The sequence below is a fragment of the Sphingomonas sp. Leaf9 genome (assembly GCF_001421355.1).
Lineage (GTDB): Bacteria > Pseudomonadota > Alphaproteobacteria > Sphingomonadales > Sphingomonadaceae > Sphingomonas.
The window spans coordinates 700,586-719,449 of record NZ_LMKC01000002.1 but is presented as its reverse complement, the minus strand read 5'-3'; the positions used below and the strand labels follow the sequence as shown (position 1 = coordinate 719,449).

Genomic DNA, 18,864 nt, shown 5'->3' with positions numbered 1-18,864 from the left:
GATGAACACGGATCCCGAACTCCCGGTCGTACAGCAACCGGCACCGATCGCCCCCGCTCCCGTTACCTTCGCATCGCCGACCCCGGTGGTGCAGCCGCTCCCCACCGAAAACGCTGCTGTCGAGGCAGCCCCGACCGAAACCGCCGATGCGGACGTCGCCAATCTCGACAAGTCTGAAGTCGAATGCGTCGCCAAGGTCGTGGTGCACGAAGCCGGCAACCAGCCGCACAAGGGCCAGCAGGCCGTCGCCCAGGTCATCCGCGCCCGCATGAAGAGCGGCCGCTTCGCCAGCAGCGCCTGTGGCGTCGTCAAGCAGCGTGGCCAGTTCTTCAACGTCGATGCCTATGACCCCCCGCGCAACAATGGCCGCTGGAACACCGCCGTCGACATCGCCAAGCGCACGCTGGCCGGCAAGGACGAAGACGTTGCTCCGGGCGCGCTGTTCTTCCATTCGGCCGGTGCATCGTTCCCGAAGCGCACCCGCGTCGCGCAGATCGCCGACCACACCTTCTACCGCTGAACCGCTCCTGCCCTTAGCAGGAACCCCGCAACGCCCGCGCTGAGCCCTGCTCGCGCGGGCGTTGCCGTTTGTGGCTTGTGCCTTTCCGCTCGGTTCGAGCAGCTTCGATCTTGCCGAGAGCGTTCTGTTTAAGGTGCCCGGTGTTACTGCGCGCCGTCCTCGCCCGGTTGCTCGCTCCCGAACCGCGCCGCCTGCGCCTTTTCCCAGCGGCTGCGTACCGCCGCACGCGGCGTATCCAGTCCCAGCCAGGCGGTCGTTGCTGCCCATGCCGCGATCGGCGCACGCAACGGTTCGGTATAGGGCGACGGCGGCAATTCGTCGAACCATGCCGCGATCGCATGGGCGTTGAACAGGCCCAGGAACAGCGTCGCGGTGGCGATGATCGTCGTCATCCATGCCCATGGCCGCACGCCGTCGACCGGATCGGACGCGACCTGCACCGGCGATCCGACCTCGACGATTTCGCCCTGTTCGGCGCCAGTGGTCACGCGGGGCCTCCCATCAGAACTGGTAATAGATGAACGGCGCGACCCCCTCGGGCCGCATCGCGTCGACGATCAGGATCAGCACGCCCAGCGAAAGGCCGATGACCGGTGCCGCCTGATGGCGCACCCGCGCCGCCAGCCGCTGGAGGATGCCCGCCGGCATCGCGTGGATGGCAAGGCCGATGACGACCAGCACCAGCGACAGCGGCGTGACCAGCGTGTTGCGCCAGTCGCCGGCGAACAGCTGCCCCAGATAGGCGAACGCCTCCCCCTCGCCCTGCGCGCGGAAGAATATCCAGCCGAGCACGACGATGTGGAAGGTCAGCAAGATACCGGCCCAGCGCGGTGCCATCGGCAGGCCGGCGGGACGGTGCCGCGCCCAAAACCGCTCGATCGCCAGCCACCCGCCGTGCAGCGCGCCCCAGATCACGAACGCCCAGCTGGCACCATGCCACAACCCGCCCAGCAACATCGTGAGGAACAGGTTGATATAGGTGCGCACCGGCCCCTTCCGGCTGCCGCCCAGCGGAATGTAGAGATAATCGCGCAGCCAGCTCGACAGGCTGATGTGCCAGCGCCGCCAGAAATCCTGGAGCGAGGCGGCGCGGTACGGCTGGTCGAAATTGCGCGGGAAGGTGTAGCCGAGCAGCGCCGCCAGCCCGATCGCCATGTCGGAATAGGCGGAAAAGTCGCAATAGATCTGCACCGCATAGCCGTACGCCCCGATCAGCAGGTCGAAGCTCGACCGGCTTGTCGGATCGAAGAACGCCGGATCGACCAGCGCCCCGGCCAGCTGCGACGCGATCACCGCCTTCTTGAACAGCCCCCACAGGATCAGCAGGAGCGCGGCGGCGACCGTCCCGCGATCGATCGTCGGCACGCGGCGGAACTGCGGCAACAGGTCGGCGCCGCGCACGATGGGTCCTGCGACCAGATGCGGGAAGAACGACATCAGCAGCGTCAGGTCGAGCAGGTTCGCCGCCGGAATCCGCCGCCGATGGACGTCGACCAGATAGGAGATCGCCTGAAAGGTGAAGAACGACACACCGACCGGCAACACCACCTGCAACAGCGGCAGGTCGCGCCCGAACCCGAGCGGGGTCAGCAAGGCGGTCAATTGTTCGAGGAAGAAGCCCGCATATTTGAAATAGCCGAGTACCCCCAGATTGGCGACGACACCGACCGTCACCAGCGCGCGGCCGGTGCGGTCGTCATCGCTGCGCACGATCCCCTGTGCCAGTGCCCAGTTGACGAAGGCGGAGACGAACAGCAGCGCGACGAACCGCGCGTCCCACGCGCCATAGAAGAACCAGCTGGCGAGCAGTAGCGCGATCTTGCGCCACTCGTTCGACGCCCCGAGCGACCAGACGACGCCATAGACGACAAGGAAGAACAGCCCGAAGCTGAGCGTAGGGAACAGCATTTAGCGCGCCGTCGTCGGATAGGCAGTGGCCGGATCGACCGATGGGGCCGTGCCGACGATCCGGGTCATCGCCGCGTCCAGATCGGCCTGCAGCAACCGCGCGATCTCCGCGCCGCCGCGGCTGGTGAAATGGACGTGATCGCCGCGCATCAGCGGGCTGGCCCCCTGCGTCCAGCCATCGGCGACACAGCGGCCGCCCATGCGCTGGCCCCAGTCCCAATAGGCGATGCCGAATGCCTTGGCCTGTCGCCGCTGGATCGCCTGCACCGATGACAGCGCGGCGGTGGGGCGCCATTCACCGCTGCCGGTGCACGGGCTGCTGGTACCGCTTTCGCCGCTTTGCAGCGCCGGCAGCTTGGTCGCGGAATCGGGCGCGACGACCAGCAGCATCGGCACGCCGGGCGCAAGGCGGCGCAGCCGCGTCAGGTCGGATCGCAGCGACGCTTCGTACACACTCGCCGAAAAGCCCGGCCGGAACGCTTCGTTCGTGCCATAGGCGACGACGATCAGGTCGGGGCGATACGCCGCCAGCTCGGTCGCGACCACGCGGTCGTCGGTACGGCCGAAATGCACGAACTGCGCACCGACCGTGCCCAGGTTGGACAGGATAACGCCACCGCCCGACTGGCGTTCGGTGCTCCACGACGTGATCGTGACCGGGCCGCCGATCACCGTCGCCGACGCGATCGTCGCCTCGCCATTCCCGTCCAGCGTACGGCACCGGCTGCCGGCTTCCGCCCCGGCCAGCGACCACGAAACCACCGCTGCGCCCAGACTCAGTTGCAGGCTGCCCTGCCCCGGCCCGCTCAGCGCGCAGACGGTCAACCGGTCGAAGGTCCGCCCGCTATCGGCGCTGAGCGTAAGCGTCGCACCCGGCTGTTCGCTGGTCAGGCTGTAGCCGCTCAGCCCAAGCCGGATGTTGCTGCTGGACGAATAGGCCGCACCGAAAATGCCGTTGACGCTCCACCCCATCGACTGTCCGGCGGTGATGTCGCGGGTCAGATAGCCGGCATAGGGCCGCCCCGGTGGCAGCGCGCCGCGTCCGGCGCGGCCATAGCGTGCCTGCAACGCGGTGCGCCAGCTCCCGGTAATCTGATCGCCGGCGGTATGGCTGTCGCCGATCTGCAAGATGCGGACAGGCTCGGGCGCGCCGCGCGCGGTCGACAGCTTTTCCAGAAACGGGCGCAGCCGTTCGGCATCGCACAGCCCGCCGATGCACGACTGGGCGGTCGCGGCCTGCGCCAGCGCGAGGGCGAACAGCGCGGACATCAGCGTGCGGCCCCGGCAGGAGTCGGGGTCGGCGTCGGCAGCGGGCGCCCCGCCTCGCGCCGGGCACGCTCGGCATAGCGGCGCAGGTCGGTGGCGACGCTGTTGGTCAGCCGCTGATAGCCGACGCCGATCATGTGCAGCCCGTCGCCGGTGCGCATCAGCATCGGCTTGCCGGTCTTCAGGTCGGGCAGATAGGCATTGTACTTGCCCTCCGCATCCAACGTCAGCGGACGGGAATCGAGGAACGGCACGCCCAGCCGGCGCATATGATCGGCATAGAAGGCATCCATCGCCTGCATCTCGGCATCCATCTTGGGATCGCGCATCACCGGCAACCCGACCCAGTAGACGACCGCCCCGGTCGAACGGATCGTCGCGACGAAGGCGTCGATCCGGTCGCCGATCACCTGTTTCCAGCCATCGCTCATCAACGGGTGGAGATGGCCGTCGGCAAACACCGCCTGTGCGTCGTTCGCGCCGAAGCTGATGACCGCCGCGTCGATTGGCTGTGCCTTCAGCTGTTCACGGGCGCGCTGTTCGAGGTCGAGGACGCGGTAACGGGTAAAGCCGGTCGCTTCCTTGGCGAACTTCAGCACCTCAAACCCGTCATCCTGGGGCAATTGGCGATACAGCGCGTCCCAGATGCCGTTGCCGAAGCTGTCGCCGAACACGCCCACCCGCAGCACGCCGTCGCGCTTCATGCGGGCGATGACCTGCGGGTCGATCGGCCCGTCGACCGTGCGCGCGGCGACCGTCGGCGCAACAGGCGTCGGTGCGGCAGGCGTCGGCAATGCCGTGTCGCTGCCGGTCGGGGCGGTCCCGGGCGTCCCCGGCGCTGCGGGTGCGGCACCCGGCGTCGGCGCTTCGGGCAACGCGATCCGCCCGCCGCCGGCAAAGGACAATCCGACGATGAACCCGGCGATCAGGCCGAGGACCAGCACCGCCATCCGGTCCCCCAGCCACCACAGCCTGGATTCCGTCGCTCGATTGGCAGCAGTCACGTATCGATACCCGTTCACATCTGGGACGACCCGCCTGTCGCGGGCCGATGGCGACAGCGGGTAACGCCTCGCGCCAACCTCGGCAAGACGCCTGCCCCTGCCGCGCGCCATGATGCCGCGTCACCATGACGGGCCGCATCGGCGGGGCGAACACCAGCCGCTCCCGCAAAATCGTATACCGTCGCCGGCTGGTCGTTTTTGTCCCGCAAAATGCGATATATTGCAATTATTTATCCGCAACCGGCGGGTCATCCGCGTCGCGCTATCCTTGTCATGGAAGGAGCGCAGTATGATCCCCACCACCTTCGCCAGCGTATCGGGTACCAGGGTCGCCGCCATCGCAAGGACGCCGCCGCATCGCCGCGTCGTGGGCAGCGCCGCTCCCGGACAAGCGTTGCGCAAATTGCGTATCGGGCGGTGGTGGCGGCACCTGGTGCGGGATCGGCGCGGCACGGCGGTGATCGAACTGGCGCTGGCGCTGCCGATCCTGACCATCTTCCTGTTCGGGATCGTCAGCGGCGGCAGCTGGCTGGCGATGGCGCATGTCGTGCAGGAAAGCGCCAACGAAGGGGCCCGTGCCGCGCTGGCCGGCATCACCACATCCGAACGCGCCTCGCTCGCCACCCAGGCGGCGTTGCAGACCCTGTCGCGCAGCTATGGCATCCGCAGCGAGGAAATCACGCTGAAGGTCGATGACGACGGGCGGCAACTGACGGTCAAGGTCGCCTATGACGGATCGGCCAATCCGTTGCTGAAACTGCCGATCGTGCCCGCCGCGACGACGACGATCCGGCGACAGGCCAGCGTCGTGCTGGCGGGGTTCTGACGCGATGCGGGGGCACATGATCCGGCGGCTGGCACGGGCGCGCGACGGCAATGTCGCGATGATCCTGGCCGGCGGGCTGACGATGCTGGCGGGCACGGCGGTACTGGGGATCGATACCGCCACGCTCTTTCTGGAAAAACGACGATTGCAGGGGGCGGCCGATGCTGCGGCACTGGCCGCGGCGGCCGACCTCGACAATGCGGCCGCGCGGGCGCAGGCGGCGGTGGCGCTGTCGCCGGACAATGCGACGCGACTGGTGACGATGACGCCCGGTCGCTTCACCCGCGATCCGCGACTGGCGGTCGATGCGCGATTCCTCGCCAATGGTGCGCCGGGCAATGCGGCGCAGGTCTCGCTGGAAAGCCGGGTCCAGCCGGTCTTTGCACAGGTGTTCGGCAATCGCGCGGTGACGATCGGCGCCCGCGCCACGGCGGCACGGATCGACCTTGCCGGATTTTCGATCGGTACCCGGCTGGCATCGGTGCAGGGCGGGTTGCCCGGCGCGCTGCTGTCGCAGCTGGCGGGCAGCGAATTGTCGCTGTCGGTGATGGATTACAACGCGCTGGTGTCGGCACAGGTCGACCTGCTCAAGACCGCCGAGCTGCTGCGGACCAGCGCCGGGATACAGGTGGCGAGTTTCGATGAGGTGCTGGCGACCGATATCGCCCTGCCGCAACTGGTGACGGCGATGGCCGGGTCGACGACCAACAGCGCGGCGGCCCAGATCCTGCGATCGGTCGCGGCGAAGCTGCCCAACCGCAACGTCCGGCTGGACACGATCATTGACCTCGGCCCGCTGGGCAGTCGCGCGGTCGCCGATCCGCTGCGCCCGGTAAACACCGATGCCTATGCGTTCCTGCGCGAAGCCCTGCAGATTTCCAGCGGCACGCGGCAGGTACAGAGCAATGTCGACCTGGGGATTCCCGGTATCGGCCAGACGCGGTTGTGGCTGCAGATCGGCGAGCGTCCGGCCAGCAGCCCGTGGCTGTCGGTCGGCGAAGCGGGGCAGACCGTCGTGCGCAGCGCGCAGACGCGGCTATGGATCGATATCCAGCTATTGAACGCGCCGCTGAGCCTCGGTTCGGTGCGCGTACCGATCTATGTCGAACTGGCCTCTGCGGAGGCGCGGCTGGCGCAGATCGGCTGTCGCGGCGGGCCTGCGAACGCCACCGTCGCGCTGGATGTCACGCCGTCGGTCGGACGCGCGGCGATCGCCGACCTCGACCCCGCCGCGCTCCCCTATTTCCAGCAGCCGATGACGCTGCGCCCTGCCCGCCTCGTCACCCTGCCGCTGGCGTCGCTGACCGGTCAGGCGGATGTGCAGCTGGGCGGCGTGCAGGCGCAACGCGTCGCTTTCTCGGCAGCGGAGATCAACGGCAATGTCATGAAGTCGGTGTCGACCAACGACATCGCTGCGGGCGTCGCCAGCAGCCTGCTGCGCAACGTCGACATTCGCGCCAATGTGCTCGGCATCGGGCTGTCGGGCGGGCTGCTCACCAGCACGCTCGGCAGTACTTTGAGTGCGGTCGCGCCGGCGCTGGACCTGGTGGTGGGACAGGTGAGCGCGCTGGCCGGGGTGCATGTCGGGCAGGCGGATGTGCGGATCGACGGCGTGCGGTGCGGCACGCCGGTCCTGGTCGGCTGACCACCGCACGGATCGTCCGCTACCGCCGGGTCAGCAGGACGATCGCGCCTTCATTGCCGTAAATGCCGCGCAGTTCGGCGATCGTGACACGCACCGCCACCGCCGCGCCATCGTTCGACAGCAGCGCGCTGTCGATCGTGCGCGCACCCTCGCCGCTCAGCACTTGGTCCAGCGCCTCGCGAAACGCCACGCGGTGCGCCACCGGCACCAGATCTGCCATGGCGACATGGTGCAGCCGTTCGTCGGACAGGCGGACCATCTCGCAAAAGGTCGGCTCCACCCGTTCGATATGCCCGCGTGTGTTCAGGCAGACATAACCGATCCCGTCATGCACCGCGATCGCCTCGCGCAGCGACTGGCGCGCATCGGCCAGCCGATGCCGCTTCATGTCCTCGGTGATATCGTGGACCAGGATCGTGATGTGGCTGACAAAGGGGTGGATATCGACCCGGATCCAGTTGTCGCGGCGGAACAGCGACGGAATCTCCGCCGAACTGGGTTCCCGGCTGGCGACGGCGCGCCGGGCATAGGTTTCGACCAGCGACCCCCGCAATGCCGGGATCGTTTCGAAGATGCGCTGCCCGACCAGTTCGCCCTCCTGCCGGTCGAGCTGCGCATGGGCGACATGATTGGCGGCAAGCACGCGCATGTCGTAATCGATCATGACCACGCCGATCGTCAGGCAATTGGCAAAGTCCTGCAGGCTGGGCGGGGCCGCGACCGGATCGCTGCGACCTTCGGCGCCGCCATCCTTCAGCGCGGTATAATGGCGCACCGTCGTCAGGACATGGGTGGCACGACCGTGATGCGTGACGAAGATCGCCTCGTCGTCCTGCATCTGGCGTAGCTGACCGAACCGTCGCGCGAAGTCCGCCGACGACACGGTCGGCTGGTCGGATTCGTTCCGCATGATCACGTCGCCACCCTGACCTGGCATAGTGGTTCTCCCTGTTGCCCGCTTGTCGTCCTGTTTCCTAATGATCGGCTACACACACCGATGCCCCATATTAGGTATTGAAATTGATCAGTAGCGGATCGGTTTCGGGTGATACAGTTGGAACCGCCAAGAAAAACAATGTTATACACTTGTGACCCTATCTCATGCGCGATAGCCTGTTCGTGATGTTGGGGGGAAGTAGCTTGCACGGACTTGGGATCGCGGCGGCCCTATTGTCGCTCGTCGCCGCCGCGCCTGCCGTATCGGCCAGGCCGGTGGCCCAGCCCCCACGCTGGGTCGCGAGCTGGACGACCTCCCCCATCCCCACGACCACCGCGCAATCCCTGCCGGTCACGGGGGGCGGGGTCGCCACGGTGCGCCAGATCGTCCGACTGACGCTGGGCGGCAGCGCGCTACGGGTGCGGTTCACCAACCGGTTCGGCACGACCCCGCTGCGCATCGCCGGTGCCCATATCGCGCTCGCCGCCGGCCCCGCCGCGCCCGCGATCCTGCCGGCGAGCGACCGGCCCCTGACCTTCGGCGGCCGCGCCGACGTGGACATCCCAGCCGGCGCGGATTTCTGGTCCGATCCGGTGCAATTTGTTGCCGAGCCCCTGTCCGATCTGGCCATCACCACCCGCTTCCCCAGCCCGCCGACCCAGCAGACTGGTCACCCCGGCGCACGCACCCGCAGTTGGATCGCGGCGGGCGACCGGCTGGCGGACGCCGCGCTGGCGGATGCGGCCCCGGTCGAACGGTGGTTCCAGATCGCCGCGGTCGAGGTTGCTGCGGCGCCTGCCGCCCGCGCCATCGTCGCACTCGGCGATTCGATCACCGATGGATACGGCGTAACCGACGGGCGCAACCTGCGCTGGACCGATGGCCTTGCCCGCCGCCTGTCCGCCACACCGCGCACCAAAGGGGTCGCGGTGCTCAACCACGGCATCGGCGGCAACTGCCTGCTGGCGGAATGCAGTGGTCCCAACGCGCTCGCCCGCTTCGACAGCGACGTCGCGAGCCAGCCGGGCGCCCGCTATGTCATCCTGTTCGAAGGGGTCAACGATCTCGGCCGACTGGGCCGCGAACGGCTAGCCAGTGTCGCGGAACGCCAGGCGCAGGTGCAGCAGATGATCGCAGGATACCGCCAGATCGTCGCGCGCGCGCGGGCGTTGAAGCTGACCGTGATCGGCGGCACGATCACCCCCTTCGCCGGCAACGATTATTACCACCCCGACGCCGCCGCCGAAGCCGCGCGACAGGCGATCAACGCGTGGATCCGCACCCCCGGCCATTTCGATGCGATGATCGATTTCGATGCGGTGGTGCGCGACCCGGCCCGGCCCGACCGGCTGCTGCCCGCCTATGACTCCGGCGACCATCTCCATCCGTCGATGGACGGGTATCGCGCCATGGCCGATGCGGTGCCGCTGACCTTGTTCGCCCGCTGACGCCTTGGCCGGCGGGCAGGCGCTCCCCATGTGGCGCAGGTCCTGAAGCATCGGAGCGATTCCATGATCGACCTGCACTACTGGCCCACGCCCAATGGCCACAAGATCACGCTGTTCCTCGAAGAAGCGGGCCTGCCCTACACCATCCACCCGGTCGATGTCGGGAAGGGCGAACAGTTCCGCCCCGAATTCCTCGCCATCGCCCCGAACAACCGGATGCCGGCGATCGTCGATCACGAACCGCTGGGCGGCGGCGCACCGCTGTCGATCTTCGAATCGGGCGCGATCCTGCTGTATCTGGCCGAAAAGACCGGGCGGTTCCTGCCCGCCGACGCCGTGGGCCGCTATGACGCGATCCAGTGGCTGATGTGGCAGATGGGCGGCCTTGGCCCGATGGCCGGGCAGAACCATCACTTCAACATCTATGCCCCCGAAAAAATCCCCTACGCGCAGGAGCGGTACGTCCGTGAGACCGCGCGGCTGTACGGCGTGCTCGACAAACGCCTCGCCGACCGCGACTTCATCGCCGGCGACTATTCGGTCGCCGACATGGCGGCCTATCCGTGGATCGTGCCGTACGAAGCGCAAGGGCAGAAGCTGGAAGACTTCCCCAACCTCAAGCGCTGGTTCGACGCCATCGCCGCCCGCCCGGCGACCGTCACCGCCTATGCGAAGGGCAAGGCGGTGAACGACGGCAGCAAGCCGATGACCGACGAACAGCGCCAGAACCTGTTCGGAACGCCGGCCAAGAACTGACGCTTGCGACACACTGCGACAAAGCAGTGGATCGCCGACAAAGGCTGGCGACAATTGGCGACGACAAGGGGCGCATTCTCCACCGGGGGTGCGCCCCCTTTGTCGAAAGGTTGCCCCCATGCGTTCGTTGATCGTCGCCGCGTCGCTCGCCGGTATTGCCCTCCCCACCATCGTCACCGCGCAGACCGCGCCGCAGCCGCCCCGGCCGATGGCCGATGGCGTGCTGACCCGTGAAGAGGCGCTGGCACGTGCCGACCGCCGCTTCGACGCGCTCGATACCGATCGCAACGGCAGGATCAGCGCCGCCGAACGCGCCGCCCAGCCCGAACGGCCGCGCGGCACCGCCGATGGCCAGACGCCGATGCCAGGGCGCGGCCATCACGGCGGCGGCGGACGGATGCTGGAGCGCGCCGATGCGAACAAGGACGGCGTGGTCACCCGCGAAGAGTTTCGCGCAGTCGCCACCCGCATGTTCGACCGGCAGGACGCAAATCACGACGGCCGGGTCGATGCCGCCGAACGCAAGCAGTGGCGCGACCAGCGCATGGCGCGGCGCGGCGGCGAACCGGCCGAATAATCCTTTGCCGGGCGACGTTACCACCACGTCGCCCGGTATTTCCTTGTCTGGAGGGGCCGCGTAGCATGTCCGACATGGCCGATATTCCCCATTTGCTGCTGGTCGACGACGAACGATCGATCCGCGAACCGCTTGCCCAATACCTGACCAAACAGGGCTTTCGCGTCACCCAGGCGGGCGATGCGGAGGGTGCGCGCGCGCGGTTGAACGCCTATGCGATCGATCTCGCGATCCTCGACATCATGATGCCGGGCGAGGACGGGCTGTCACTGTGCCGTCATATCCGCGAGACGAGCGAGACGCCGGTCATCCTGCTGACCGCGCGTACCGAGGAGACCGACCGCATCGTCGGGCTGGAAATGGGCGCCGACGATTATGTCGTGAAGCCTTTCTCCCCGCGCGAACTGGCGGCGCGGGTCAAGGTGGTACTGCGGCGGACGGCGGGCGGTTCGGTGCGGCAACACGCGCCGGAGGCCGGATCGTTCGCCTTTGCCGGATGGGTGCTGAAGACCGGCGAGCGCGCGCTGGTCGACCGCGAAGGCGTATCGGTCCCGCTGTCGACCGGCGAATATAATTTGCTCCACGCGCTGGTCACCCGCCCGCGCCAGGTGCTGACCCGCGACCAGCTGCTCGACCTGACCCAGGGGCGCGAAGCGGCGGCGTTTGACCGCGCGATCGACAATCAGGTCAGCCGCTTGCGCAAGAAGATCGAGAACGACGTCCGCAATCCGGAGATCATCAAGACCGTCTGGGGCGGCGGCTATACGCTGGCGACCGAGGTGACGCGCCTGTGAAGCGGTTGTGGCCGACCAGCCTGCCGGGGCAGATCGCGCTGCTGGTCGCGGTCGCGCTGTTCGTTGCGCAGGCGCTGAACTTCGGGTTGCTGCTGCGGGAGCGACGGGCATTCCGCTTCGCCGAAATCACCCTGCCCGCCGTCACCCGCCTGATCGACGCCGCCGAACGCCGCATCGCCCCGCGCCCCGGACAGCCGGTCGCGACGCCCCGTGACCGGATGCGCGGAGTGCGCCTCGTCACCGATCGCGCACCGGTACTGCGCGGCAATCCCGAACGCGATGTCGAGGATGCGATCCGGTCGGGCTTTGCCGAAGCGGGTATTCGCGTCGGCACCATCGCCGCGCATATCCGCCCGATCGACGAGGATGAGATTGCCGCGCGCGGCATCAACGGCCGCCGGGCGGAACGACTGCGGCGGATGGGCGCGGTGCTCGACGCGTCGGTCGAACTGCCTGGGCAAGGCTGGCTGGTATCGCACACCCCTTGGCCGATGGCCGAGCGCGGGCTGCTGTGGCAGCTGCTGGCGCAGACCTTCATCCTCTATGTCATCGTGCTGCTGCCGGTGCTGTGGATCGGACGCCGCATCGCCAAGCCGCTGCGCCTGCTCGCCGGGGCGGCGCGCGCCTTTCATCCCGCCCGGCCCCTGCCCGCGATCGAACCGTCGGGGCCGCAGGACGTGCGGCTGCTGATCTCCGCCTTCACCGACCTCGGCCAGCGGGTGAATGCGATGGTCGATGAAAAGGACCGGATGCTGGGCGCGATCGGCCATGACCTGCGCACCCCGCTCGCCGCGCTGCGCGTCCGCGTCGAATCGGTCGAGGACGATACCGACCGCGCGCGGATGGTCGAGACGATCGACGAGATGAACGCGACGCTCGACGATATCCTGTCGCTGGCGCGACTGGGCCGACCGAGCGAGGCGGCGACCGATGTCGATGTGGCGGCGCTGGTCGATGCGGTGGTCGATGACTTTCGCGACCTTGGCCACGACGTCGATTTCGTCGAGGCGGCGCGCGTGCCGCTACACCTGCGCCCCAATCTGATGCGGCGCGCGGTGCGCAACCTGATCGAGAATGCGATCAAATATGCCGGCGCGGCGGAGGTGCGGGTGGAGACGACTGCCCGGTCGGTGGCGATCGTGGTCGCCGACCATGGTCCGGGCATCCCGGCCGACCGGGTGGAGGCGGTGTTCGATCCGTTTACCCGGCTGGAAACCTCGCGCAACCGCGGCACCGGCGGGATCGGACTGGGCCTCGCGCTCGCCCGCGCGATCGTGCGCGATGCGGGCGGCGAGATCACGCTGGTGAACCGCGACGGCGGCGGGCTGAACGCGACGATCCGGTTGCCGCGATAGGGCTACCCCCGCCCCCCACGTCACCCCGGGCTTGACCCGGGGTCCCGCTTTTTCTCGACGGCAGCAGAAGAAGCGGGACCCCGGATCAAGTCCGGGGTGACGGCTTAGGCGGAGTCCCAGTCACCACCCCGCTTGCGCGGGGCGAATGAAGCGGGGACGATCGCCTCTCCGCTTCATTCCCACTCGATCGTACCCGGAGGCTTGCTCGTGTAGTCATAGGTGACGCGGTTGATGCCCTTCACCTCGTTGATGATCCGGGTCGCGACGCGCGGCAGGAAGTCGCCGGGGAACTGGAACGCCTGTGCGGTCATGCCGTCGGTCGACGTGACCGCCCGTAGCGCCAGCACATTGTCGTAGGTCCGCCCGTCGCCCATCACGCCGACGCTGCGCACCGGCAGCAGGACGGCGAACGCCTGCCAGATCGTGTCGTACAGCCCGGCGTTGCGGATTTCCTCGAGATAGATCGCGTCCGCCTTGCGCAGGATGTCGCAGCGTTCGCGGGTCACTTCGCCTGGAATGCGAATGGCAAGGCCGGGTCCGGGGAACGGGTGGCGGCCGACGAAGACGTCCGGCAGGCCCAGCTCGCGACCCAGCGCGCGCACCTCGTCCTTGAACAGTTCGCGCAACGGCTCGACCAACGCCATGTTCATCCGCTCGGGCAGGCCGCCGACATTGTGGTGGCTCTTGATCGTCACCGACGGGCCGCCGGTGAAGCTGACGCTTTCGATCACGTCCGGATACAGCGTACCTTGCGCCAGGAACTGCGCGCCGCCGATCTTCTTCGCCTCCGCCTCGAACACGTCGATGAAGGTCTTGCCGATGAACTTGCGCTTGGCTTCGGGATCGGTGACCCCGGCCAGCCCGTCCATGAACAGGTCCTGCGCGTCCACATGGACCAGCGGGATGTTGTAATGGCCACGGAATAGGCTGACGACCTGTTCGGCTTCGCCCGCGCGCAAAATGCCGCCATCGACGAATACGCAGGTCAGTTGGTCGCCGATCGCTTCGTGGATCAGCAGCGCCGCGACCGACGAATCGACCCCGCCCGACAGGCCGCAAATGACCTTGCCATCGCCCACCTGTGCGCGGATCTCGGCGATCTTGGCATCGCGGAACTCGGCCATGGTCCAGTCGCCGGCGAGGCCACAGACATGGCGCGCGAAGTTCGCGATCAGCTTGCCGCCATCGGGGGTATGCACCACCTCCGGATGGAACTGCGCGCCGTAATAGCGACGCTCGTCATCGGCGACGATGGCATAGGGGGCACCGGGGCTGGTCGCCACCGCGCGGAAACCGGGGGCGAGCGCGGTCACCTTGTCGCCATGGCTCATCCACACCTGGTGCCGCTCGGTCTTTTCCCACAGCCCGTCGAACATCGCGCAATCGTCGCCGACCTCGATATAGGCCTCGCCGAACTCGCCCGAATTGCCCTTGTCGACCTTCCCGCCCAGCTGCGCGGTCATCACCTGCTGGCCGTAGCAGATGCCGAACACGGGGACGCCGGAGTCAAAGATCGCCTGCGGTACGCGGGGGGACCCTTCGTCGCACACCGATGCCGGGCCGCCCGACAGGATCACGCCCTTCGGCTGCATCCGTTCGAACGCCTCTTCGGCCTTCTGGAACGGGGCGATTTCGGAATAGACTCCGGCCTCGCGCACGCGACGCGCGATCAGCTGCGTCACCTGGCTGCCAAAGTCGACGATGAGGATGGAATCGGGGGTCTCGTTCATGCCCCCCGATAGCAGAGCGCCGCGCGGGTGCCAGCCCCGCGCGGCGTCATTTGTCAGTTGATCGGCTTCACCGCCAGCCCGGTCCATTTGGCGATGAACGCCCACAGGTCGGCGGTTTCCTCGATCACCTTGTCGGTCGGCTTGCCCGATCCATGGCCCGCGCGGGTTTCGATGCGGACCAGATGCGGCTTCGGCCCGATGTCCTTCGACTGGAGCATCGCGGTGTACTTGAACGTATGCCCCGGCACGACGCGATCGTCGGTGTCGGCGGTGGTCGCCAGGATCGCCGGATAGGTCACCCCGGCCTTCACATTGTGATAGGGCGAATAGGTCAACAGGTTCCGGAAGTCCGCTTCCTTCGCCGGCACCCCGTAATCATCGACCCAGTAGCGCCCGGCGGTGAACCGGTCGAAGCGCAGCATGTCCATCACGCCCACCGCGGGCAGCGCGGCGGCAAACAGGTCGGGCCGCTGGTTGACGACCGCGCCGACCAGCAGGCCGCCGTTCGACCCGCCCTGGATCGCCAGTTGCCCCTTGCCCGTCACGCCCTGCGCGATCAGGTCTTCGCCCGCCGCGATGAAGTCGTCGAAGACGTTCTGCTTGTTCAGCAGCTTGCCGCCGTCGTGCCACGCCTTCCCATATTCGCTGCCGCCGCGAATGTTCGCGACCGCCAGCACGCCACCCTGTTCGAGCCATGCGATGCGACCGGGCGAGAAGCCGGGGAGGATCGGCACGTTGAACCCGCCATAAGCGTAGAGCAGCGTCGGTGCCGGCTTGGTCACGTCCTTGCGCTTGACGATGAACATCGGGACCTTCGTCCCGTCCTTCGACGTGTAGAAACGCTGGCGGACGTCGTACTGCGCCGGGTCGAACGCGACCTTGGGGCTGGCCCACGGCGTCACCTGGCGCGTGGCGACGTCGTAGCGGTAGATGGTGGTCGGCGTGGCAAAGCTGGAGAAGGCGAAGAAGCCTTCGTTGTTGTCCAGCTCCCCACCGACCCCGCCGACCGTGCCGATGCCCGGCAGCTCGATCGCGCCATCCGGCTTGCCGTCGAGGGTGAAGCGCTTCACCTCGGTCTTCGCATCGACGAGGTACGCGGCCATGATCCGGCCGCCGACCAGCGACGCGCCGTTCAGCACCGCCTTGTCCTCCGCCACCAATTCCTTTGGCTGGGGATTGGCCGCGGCCATGTCGAGCGTCACGATGCGCAGACGCGGTGCGCCCTGCGTCGTGGTCAGGTACAGCGTGGTATCCTTCGACCCCACCGTGTTCCAGTCGACATTGTCGGTGTTAACGATGGTGCGGGGCTTGTCGTTCGGCTTCGTCAGGTCGAGCACCGCGATCTCGGTATGATCGCCCGGACCACTGGTCGAAATGACCAGCCAGCGCCCGTTATCGGTAATGCCCGGATAGAAGGTGAAACGCGGCTGGTCGGGCCGTTCGTAGATCAGCCGGTCGGCGCTCTGTGGCGTGCCCAACTTGTGGAAATAGACCTTGGCGTTCAGGTTCTGGCTCTGGAACTCCTGCCCCTTTTCCGGGGTCGGGAAGCGGGCGTAATAGAAGCCCGAACCGTCCTTCACCCACGAGGCTGACAGGCCGTACTTCACCCAGTCGATCTGGTCGTCGAGCACCTTGCCGGTATCGACGTCCAGCACGCGCAGCTTGCGCCAGTCGCTGCCGCCGTCCTGGATCGAATAGAGCAGCCGCTTGCCGTCCTTCGACGGGGCCCATTCCGCGAGCGCGGTCGCGCCGTCCTTCGACCAGCCATTGGGGTCGATCAGCACCCGCCCCTGCCCGTTCAGGCTGTCGCGGACGTACAGCACCGACTGGTTCTGCAACCCCGAATTGCGGCTGTAGAAATAACGGCCGCCCTCGCGGTTGGGCACGCCGACACGCTCATAATCGAACAGCGCGGTCAGCCGGCGCTTGAAAACGTCGCGGCCGGGCAGCGTCGCCAGATAGGCATCCGTGACCTTGTTCTCCGATGCAACCCAGGCGGCGACTTCGGGATCGTTGCGGACGTCGTTCTCCAGCCAGCGATACGGATCGGCGACCTTCACCCCGAACTGTTCGTCGACCTGGTTGACGATGCGGGTCTGGGGATAGGCGATGGTCTGGGCAAGGGCGGTCGTGCTGGTCATCAGGCACAGGGTCGCGGCAAGGGCATGGCGGTACATTGTTGCTCCACGGGGCTTGCCGGACGGTATCCGGCGTTACCACCACGATACGCGAGCCGCTCGCCCGCGCAACCCCGTGGAGACACTGTAACCTTCACCAACGGAAAAGGGCGGCCGTACCGAAGTACGACCGCCCTTCCCTGTCTCTCTCGAGCGAAACGCCGATCAGGCGGCTTCGTCGAAATCCTCTTCGCTGATCACCGGGCCCGAATCCTGGCCCTTCGCCGACACGTCGCGGTCGACGAATTCGATGATCGCCATCGGCGAGGCGTCCGACGCGCGGATGCCGGCCTTGATGATGCGGGTGTAGCCGCCGTTGCGATCGGCGTAGCGGGTCGCCAGCACGTCGAACAGCTTCACCAGCTGCACGTCGTCGAGCAGACGGGCGTGCGCGAGACGACGGTTCGACAGGCCGCCCTTCTTCGCCAGCGTGATGAGCTTTTCGATGTAGGGACGCAGTTCCTTCGCCTTGGCGACGGTCGTCGTGATCTGCTCATGCTTGATGAGCGCGGCCGACATGTTGCGGAACAGCGCAATGCGGTGTGCCGAGGTACGCTGCAGCTTACGGCCGCCGACGCGATGACGCATGGTATTTCCTTCGTTCGTTAAGGGGCCGTGTCACGGAATCCCCAGAGCTGGTGGCGGTTTAGAGGCTGCCACCGGTGCGCCTGTTCGCGGCAAAGTTCACTAAGTTCACACTTGCCGCGATTTTAGAAACTGGCCCCACATGGGCAAAGCCCATGTCGTCGGACGAGCTGGAAGCTCGCCGGCCGGCCTGGTTTTGCCTCCGGGGCAGGCTCGCCTGCCCCGGTGCAAAATCAGCCCATAATTTCCTGCTCGAGCTTCTTCGCCATCTCTTCGATGTTCTCGGGCGGCCATCCGGGGATGTCCATGCCGAGGCGAAGGCCCATCGACGACAGCACTTCCTTGATTTCGTTCAGCGACTTGCGGCCGAAATTGGGGGTGCGCAGCATCTCGGCTTCGGTCTTCTGGACCAGATCGCCGATGTAGATGATGTTGTCGTTCTTGAGGCAGTTTGCCGAACGAACCGACAGTTCCAGCTCGTCGACCTTCTTGAGCAGGTAGCGATTGATCTGCGCGGTATCGCCCTGGCCTTCGCTCTGCGGTGCTGCGACCTGCGTGCCGGTGGCGGCAGCGCGGGGCAGCGTCGAATCGTCGAAGTGGACGAACAGCGCCAGCTGGTCCTGCAGGATGCGACCGGCATAGGCCAGTGCGTCCTCAGGGGTGACGGTGCCGTCGGTTTCGATGGTCAGCGTCAGCTTGTCGTAATCGAGTTCCTGCCCGACGCGGGTGTTCTCGACCTTGTAGCTGACCTGGCGCACCGGCGAATACAGCGCGTCGACCGGGATCAGGCCGATCGGCGCATCGGCCGGACGGTTGCCGGCGGCAGGCACATAGCCCTTACCGACGTCCGCGGTCAGTTCCATGTTCAGCGTCGCACCATCGTCGAGATGGCACAGCACCAGTTCCGGATTCATGACTTCGATATCGCCGGTGACGGCGATGTCGCCGGCCTTCACTTCGGCCGGGCCGGTAACCGACAGCTGCAGACGCTTCGGGCCTTCACCCTGCATCTTCAGTGCGATCTGCTTCACGTTCAGCACCATGTCGGTCACGTCCTCACGGACGCCGGCAAGGCTGGAAAATTCGTGAAGGACGTTCTCGATCTTGATCGAGGTGACGGCGGCGCCCTGCAGCGACGACAGCAGCACGCGACGCAGCGCGTTGCCGAGCGTCAGGCCGAACCCACGCTCCAGCGGCTCGGCCACGAAGGTCGAACGGCGCTTGGGATCGCCGCCCGGCTTCTTCTCGAGGCCGCTCGGCTTCTTGAGTTCCTGCCAGTTCTTAGCGTTGACGGACACGGGCTTCCCCTAGCTTGGCGGCGCGGAAAGGACGGGTC

At 67.1% G+C, this 18,864-nt stretch carries 17 protein-coding genes; 8 read left to right on the top strand and 9 right to left on the bottom strand.

What is annotated here, in order from left to right; translation table 11 throughout:
• Window position 1: 1 nt before the first annotated feature.
• Window positions 2-520, top strand: a complete 519-nt coding sequence (locus ASE58_RS07330) for a cell wall hydrolase (RefSeq protein WP_055819232.1) — start codon at window positions 2-4, stop codon at window positions 518-520.
• A gap of 143 nt (window positions 521-663) precedes the next feature.
• Here ASE58_RS07330 and ASE58_RS07325 read toward each other — a convergent pair whose 3' ends face one another.
• The 4 genes from ASE58_RS07325 to ASE58_RS07310 are packed head-to-tail and all read right to left on the bottom strand — an operon-like array spanning window position 664 to window position 4,698.
• On the bottom strand, window positions 664-1,008 hold the full coding sequence (locus tag ASE58_RS07325) for a hypothetical protein (RefSeq protein WP_055819229.1): 345 nt from the start codon (window positions 1,006-1,008) through the stop codon (window positions 664-666).
• A 13-nt stretch (window positions 1,009-1,021) separates the two neighbouring features.
• On the bottom strand, window positions 1,022-2,428 hold the full coding sequence (locus ASE58_RS07320; RefSeq protein ID WP_055819226.1) for an MBOAT family O-acyltransferase: 1,407 nt from the start codon (window positions 2,426-2,428) through the stop codon (window positions 1,022-1,024).
• A complete protein-coding gene (locus ASE58_RS07315; RefSeq protein ID WP_055819222.1) occupies window positions 2,429-3,697 on the bottom strand; it encodes a GDSL-type esterase/lipase family protein in 1,269 nt (422 codons plus the stop codon).
• Entirely contained in the window at window positions 3,697-4,698 is a 1,002-nt protein-coding gene (locus ASE58_RS07310; RefSeq protein ID WP_235515900.1) for an SGNH/GDSL hydrolase family protein, read from the bottom strand. Before ASE58_RS07310 ends, ASE58_RS07315 begins: the two co-directional genes overlap by 1 nt.
• A gap of 289 nt (window positions 4,699-4,987) precedes the next feature.
• Between ASE58_RS07310 and ASE58_RS07305 the strand changes: the two genes are divergently transcribed.
• Window positions 4,988-5,524, top strand: a complete 537-nt coding sequence (locus ASE58_RS07305) for a TadE/TadG family type IV pilus assembly protein (RefSeq protein ID WP_055819215.1) — start codon at window positions 4,988-4,990, stop codon at window positions 5,522-5,524.
• Between the two features lie 16 nt (window positions 5,525-5,540).
• Window positions 5,541-7,169 (top strand): pilus assembly protein TadG-related protein, encoded by a 1,629-nt coding sequence (locus ASE58_RS07300; RefSeq protein ID WP_055819212.1) that lies wholly within the window; start codon window positions 5,541-5,543, stop codon window positions 7,167-7,169.
• A gap of 19 nt (window positions 7,170-7,188) precedes the next feature.
• Here ASE58_RS07300 and ASE58_RS07295 read toward each other — a convergent pair whose 3' ends face one another.
• Window positions 7,189-8,079 carry a PAS domain-containing protein gene (locus ASE58_RS07295; RefSeq protein WP_162233513.1) on the bottom strand — a complete coding sequence of 297 codons (891 nt, stop codon included), beginning with the start codon at window positions 8,077-8,079 and terminating at the stop codon, window positions 7,189-7,191.
• 302 nt (window positions 8,080-8,381) lie between these two features.
• Between ASE58_RS07295 and ASE58_RS07290 the strand changes: the two genes are divergently transcribed.
• The 5 genes from ASE58_RS07290 (at window position 8,382) to ASE58_RS07270 (ending at window position 13,036) form a co-directional block, all read left to right on the top strand.
• Window positions 8,382-9,554, top strand: coding sequence for an SGNH/GDSL hydrolase family protein (locus tag ASE58_RS07290; protein WP_235515899.1), 1,173 nt, complete (start codon window positions 8,382-8,384; stop codon window positions 9,552-9,554).
• A gap of 63 nt (window positions 9,555-9,617) precedes the next feature.
• The gene (locus ASE58_RS07285) at window positions 9,618-10,310 is read left to right on the top strand and encodes a glutathione binding-like protein (protein ID WP_055819655.1); all 693 of its coding nucleotides are present in this window, start codon (window positions 9,618-9,620) and stop codon (window positions 10,308-10,310) included.
• A 118-nt stretch (window positions 10,311-10,428) separates the two neighbouring features.
• On the top strand, window positions 10,429-10,887 hold the full coding sequence (locus ASE58_RS07280; RefSeq protein ID WP_055819206.1) for an EF-hand domain-containing protein: 459 nt from the start codon (window positions 10,429-10,431) through the stop codon (window positions 10,885-10,887).
• A 74-nt stretch (window positions 10,888-10,961) separates the two neighbouring features.
• On the top strand, window positions 10,962-11,681 hold the full coding sequence (locus ASE58_RS07275; protein WP_055763368.1) for a response regulator: 720 nt from the start codon (window positions 10,962-10,964) through the stop codon (window positions 11,679-11,681).
• Window positions 11,678-13,036, top strand: coding sequence for a sensor histidine kinase (locus ASE58_RS07270; protein ID WP_055819203.1), 1,359 nt, complete (start codon window positions 11,678-11,680; stop codon window positions 13,034-13,036). The genes ASE58_RS07275 and ASE58_RS07270 overlap by 4 nt, the downstream gene beginning before the upstream one ends.
• Before the next feature lie 173 nt (window positions 13,037-13,209).
• Here the strand turns inward: ASE58_RS07270 and guaA are convergent, their stop codons facing one another.
• The 4 genes from guaA to ASE58_RS07250 all read right to left on the bottom strand — a co-directional run bounded on the left by guaA (window position 13,210) and on the right by ASE58_RS07250 (window position 18,826).
• Window positions 13,210-14,766, bottom strand: coding sequence for a glutamine-hydrolyzing GMP synthase (gene guaA / locus ASE58_RS07265; protein ID WP_055819652.1), 1,557 nt, complete (start codon window positions 14,764-14,766; stop codon window positions 13,210-13,212).
• Window positions 14,767-14,819: 53 nt separating this feature from the next.
• Window positions 14,820-16,943, bottom strand: coding sequence for a prolyl oligopeptidase family serine peptidase (locus ASE58_RS07260; RefSeq protein ID WP_055819200.1), 2,124 nt, complete (start codon window positions 16,941-16,943; stop codon window positions 14,820-14,822).
• Between the two features lie 165 nt (window positions 16,944-17,108).
• A complete protein-coding gene (gene rplQ / locus ASE58_RS07255; protein ID WP_055763356.1) occupies window positions 17,109-17,531 on the bottom strand; it encodes a 50S ribosomal protein L17 in 423 nt (140 codons plus the stop codon).
• 230 nt (window positions 17,532-17,761) lie between these two features.
• Window positions 17,762-18,826, bottom strand: a complete 1,065-nt coding sequence (locus tag ASE58_RS07250; RefSeq protein ID WP_055763352.1) for a DNA-directed RNA polymerase subunit alpha — start codon at window positions 18,824-18,826, stop codon at window positions 17,762-17,764.
• Window positions 18,827-18,864: the final 38 nt, after the last annotated feature.

Coding starts and splice junctions, on each gene's coding strand:
- ASE58_RS07300 (WP_055819212.1), top strand. CDS start 5,541: ATGATCCGGCGGCTGGCACGGGCGCGCGACGGCAATGTCGCGATGATC.
- ASE58_RS07330 (WP_055819232.1), top strand. CDS start 2: ATGAACACGGATCCCGAACTCCCGGTCGTACAGCAACCGGCACCGATC.
- ASE58_RS07295 (WP_162233513.1), bottom strand. CDS start 8,079: ATGCGGAACGAATCCGACCAGCCGACCGTGTCGTCGGCGGACTTCGCG.
- guaA (WP_055819652.1), bottom strand. CDS start 14,766: ATGAACGAGACCCCCGATTCCATCCTCATCGTCGACTTTGGCAGCCAG.
- ASE58_RS07280 (WP_055819206.1), top strand. CDS start 10,429: ATGCGTTCGTTGATCGTCGCCGCGTCGCTCGCCGGTATTGCCCTCCCC.
- ASE58_RS07305 (WP_055819215.1), top strand. CDS start 4,988: ATGATCCCCACCACCTTCGCCAGCGTATCGGGTACCAGGGTCGCCGCC.
- ASE58_RS07320 (WP_055819226.1), bottom strand. CDS start 2,428: ATGCTGTTCCCTACGCTCAGCTTCGGGCTGTTCTTCCTTGTCGTCTAT.
- rplQ (WP_055763356.1), bottom strand. CDS start 17,531: ATGCGTCATCGCGTCGGCGGCCGTAAGCTGCAGCGTACCTCGGCACAC.
- ASE58_RS07315 (WP_055819222.1), bottom strand. CDS start 3,697: ATGTCCGCGCTGTTCGCCCTCGCGCTGGCGCAGGCCGCGACCGCCCAG.
- ASE58_RS07260 (WP_055819200.1), bottom strand. CDS start 16,943: ATGTACCGCCATGCCCTTGCCGCGACCCTGTGCCTGATGACCAGCACG.
- ASE58_RS07275 (WP_055763368.1), top strand. CDS start 10,962: ATGGCCGATATTCCCCATTTGCTGCTGGTCGACGACGAACGATCGATC.
- ASE58_RS07285 (WP_055819655.1), top strand. CDS start 9,618: ATGATCGACCTGCACTACTGGCCCACGCCCAATGGCCACAAGATCACG.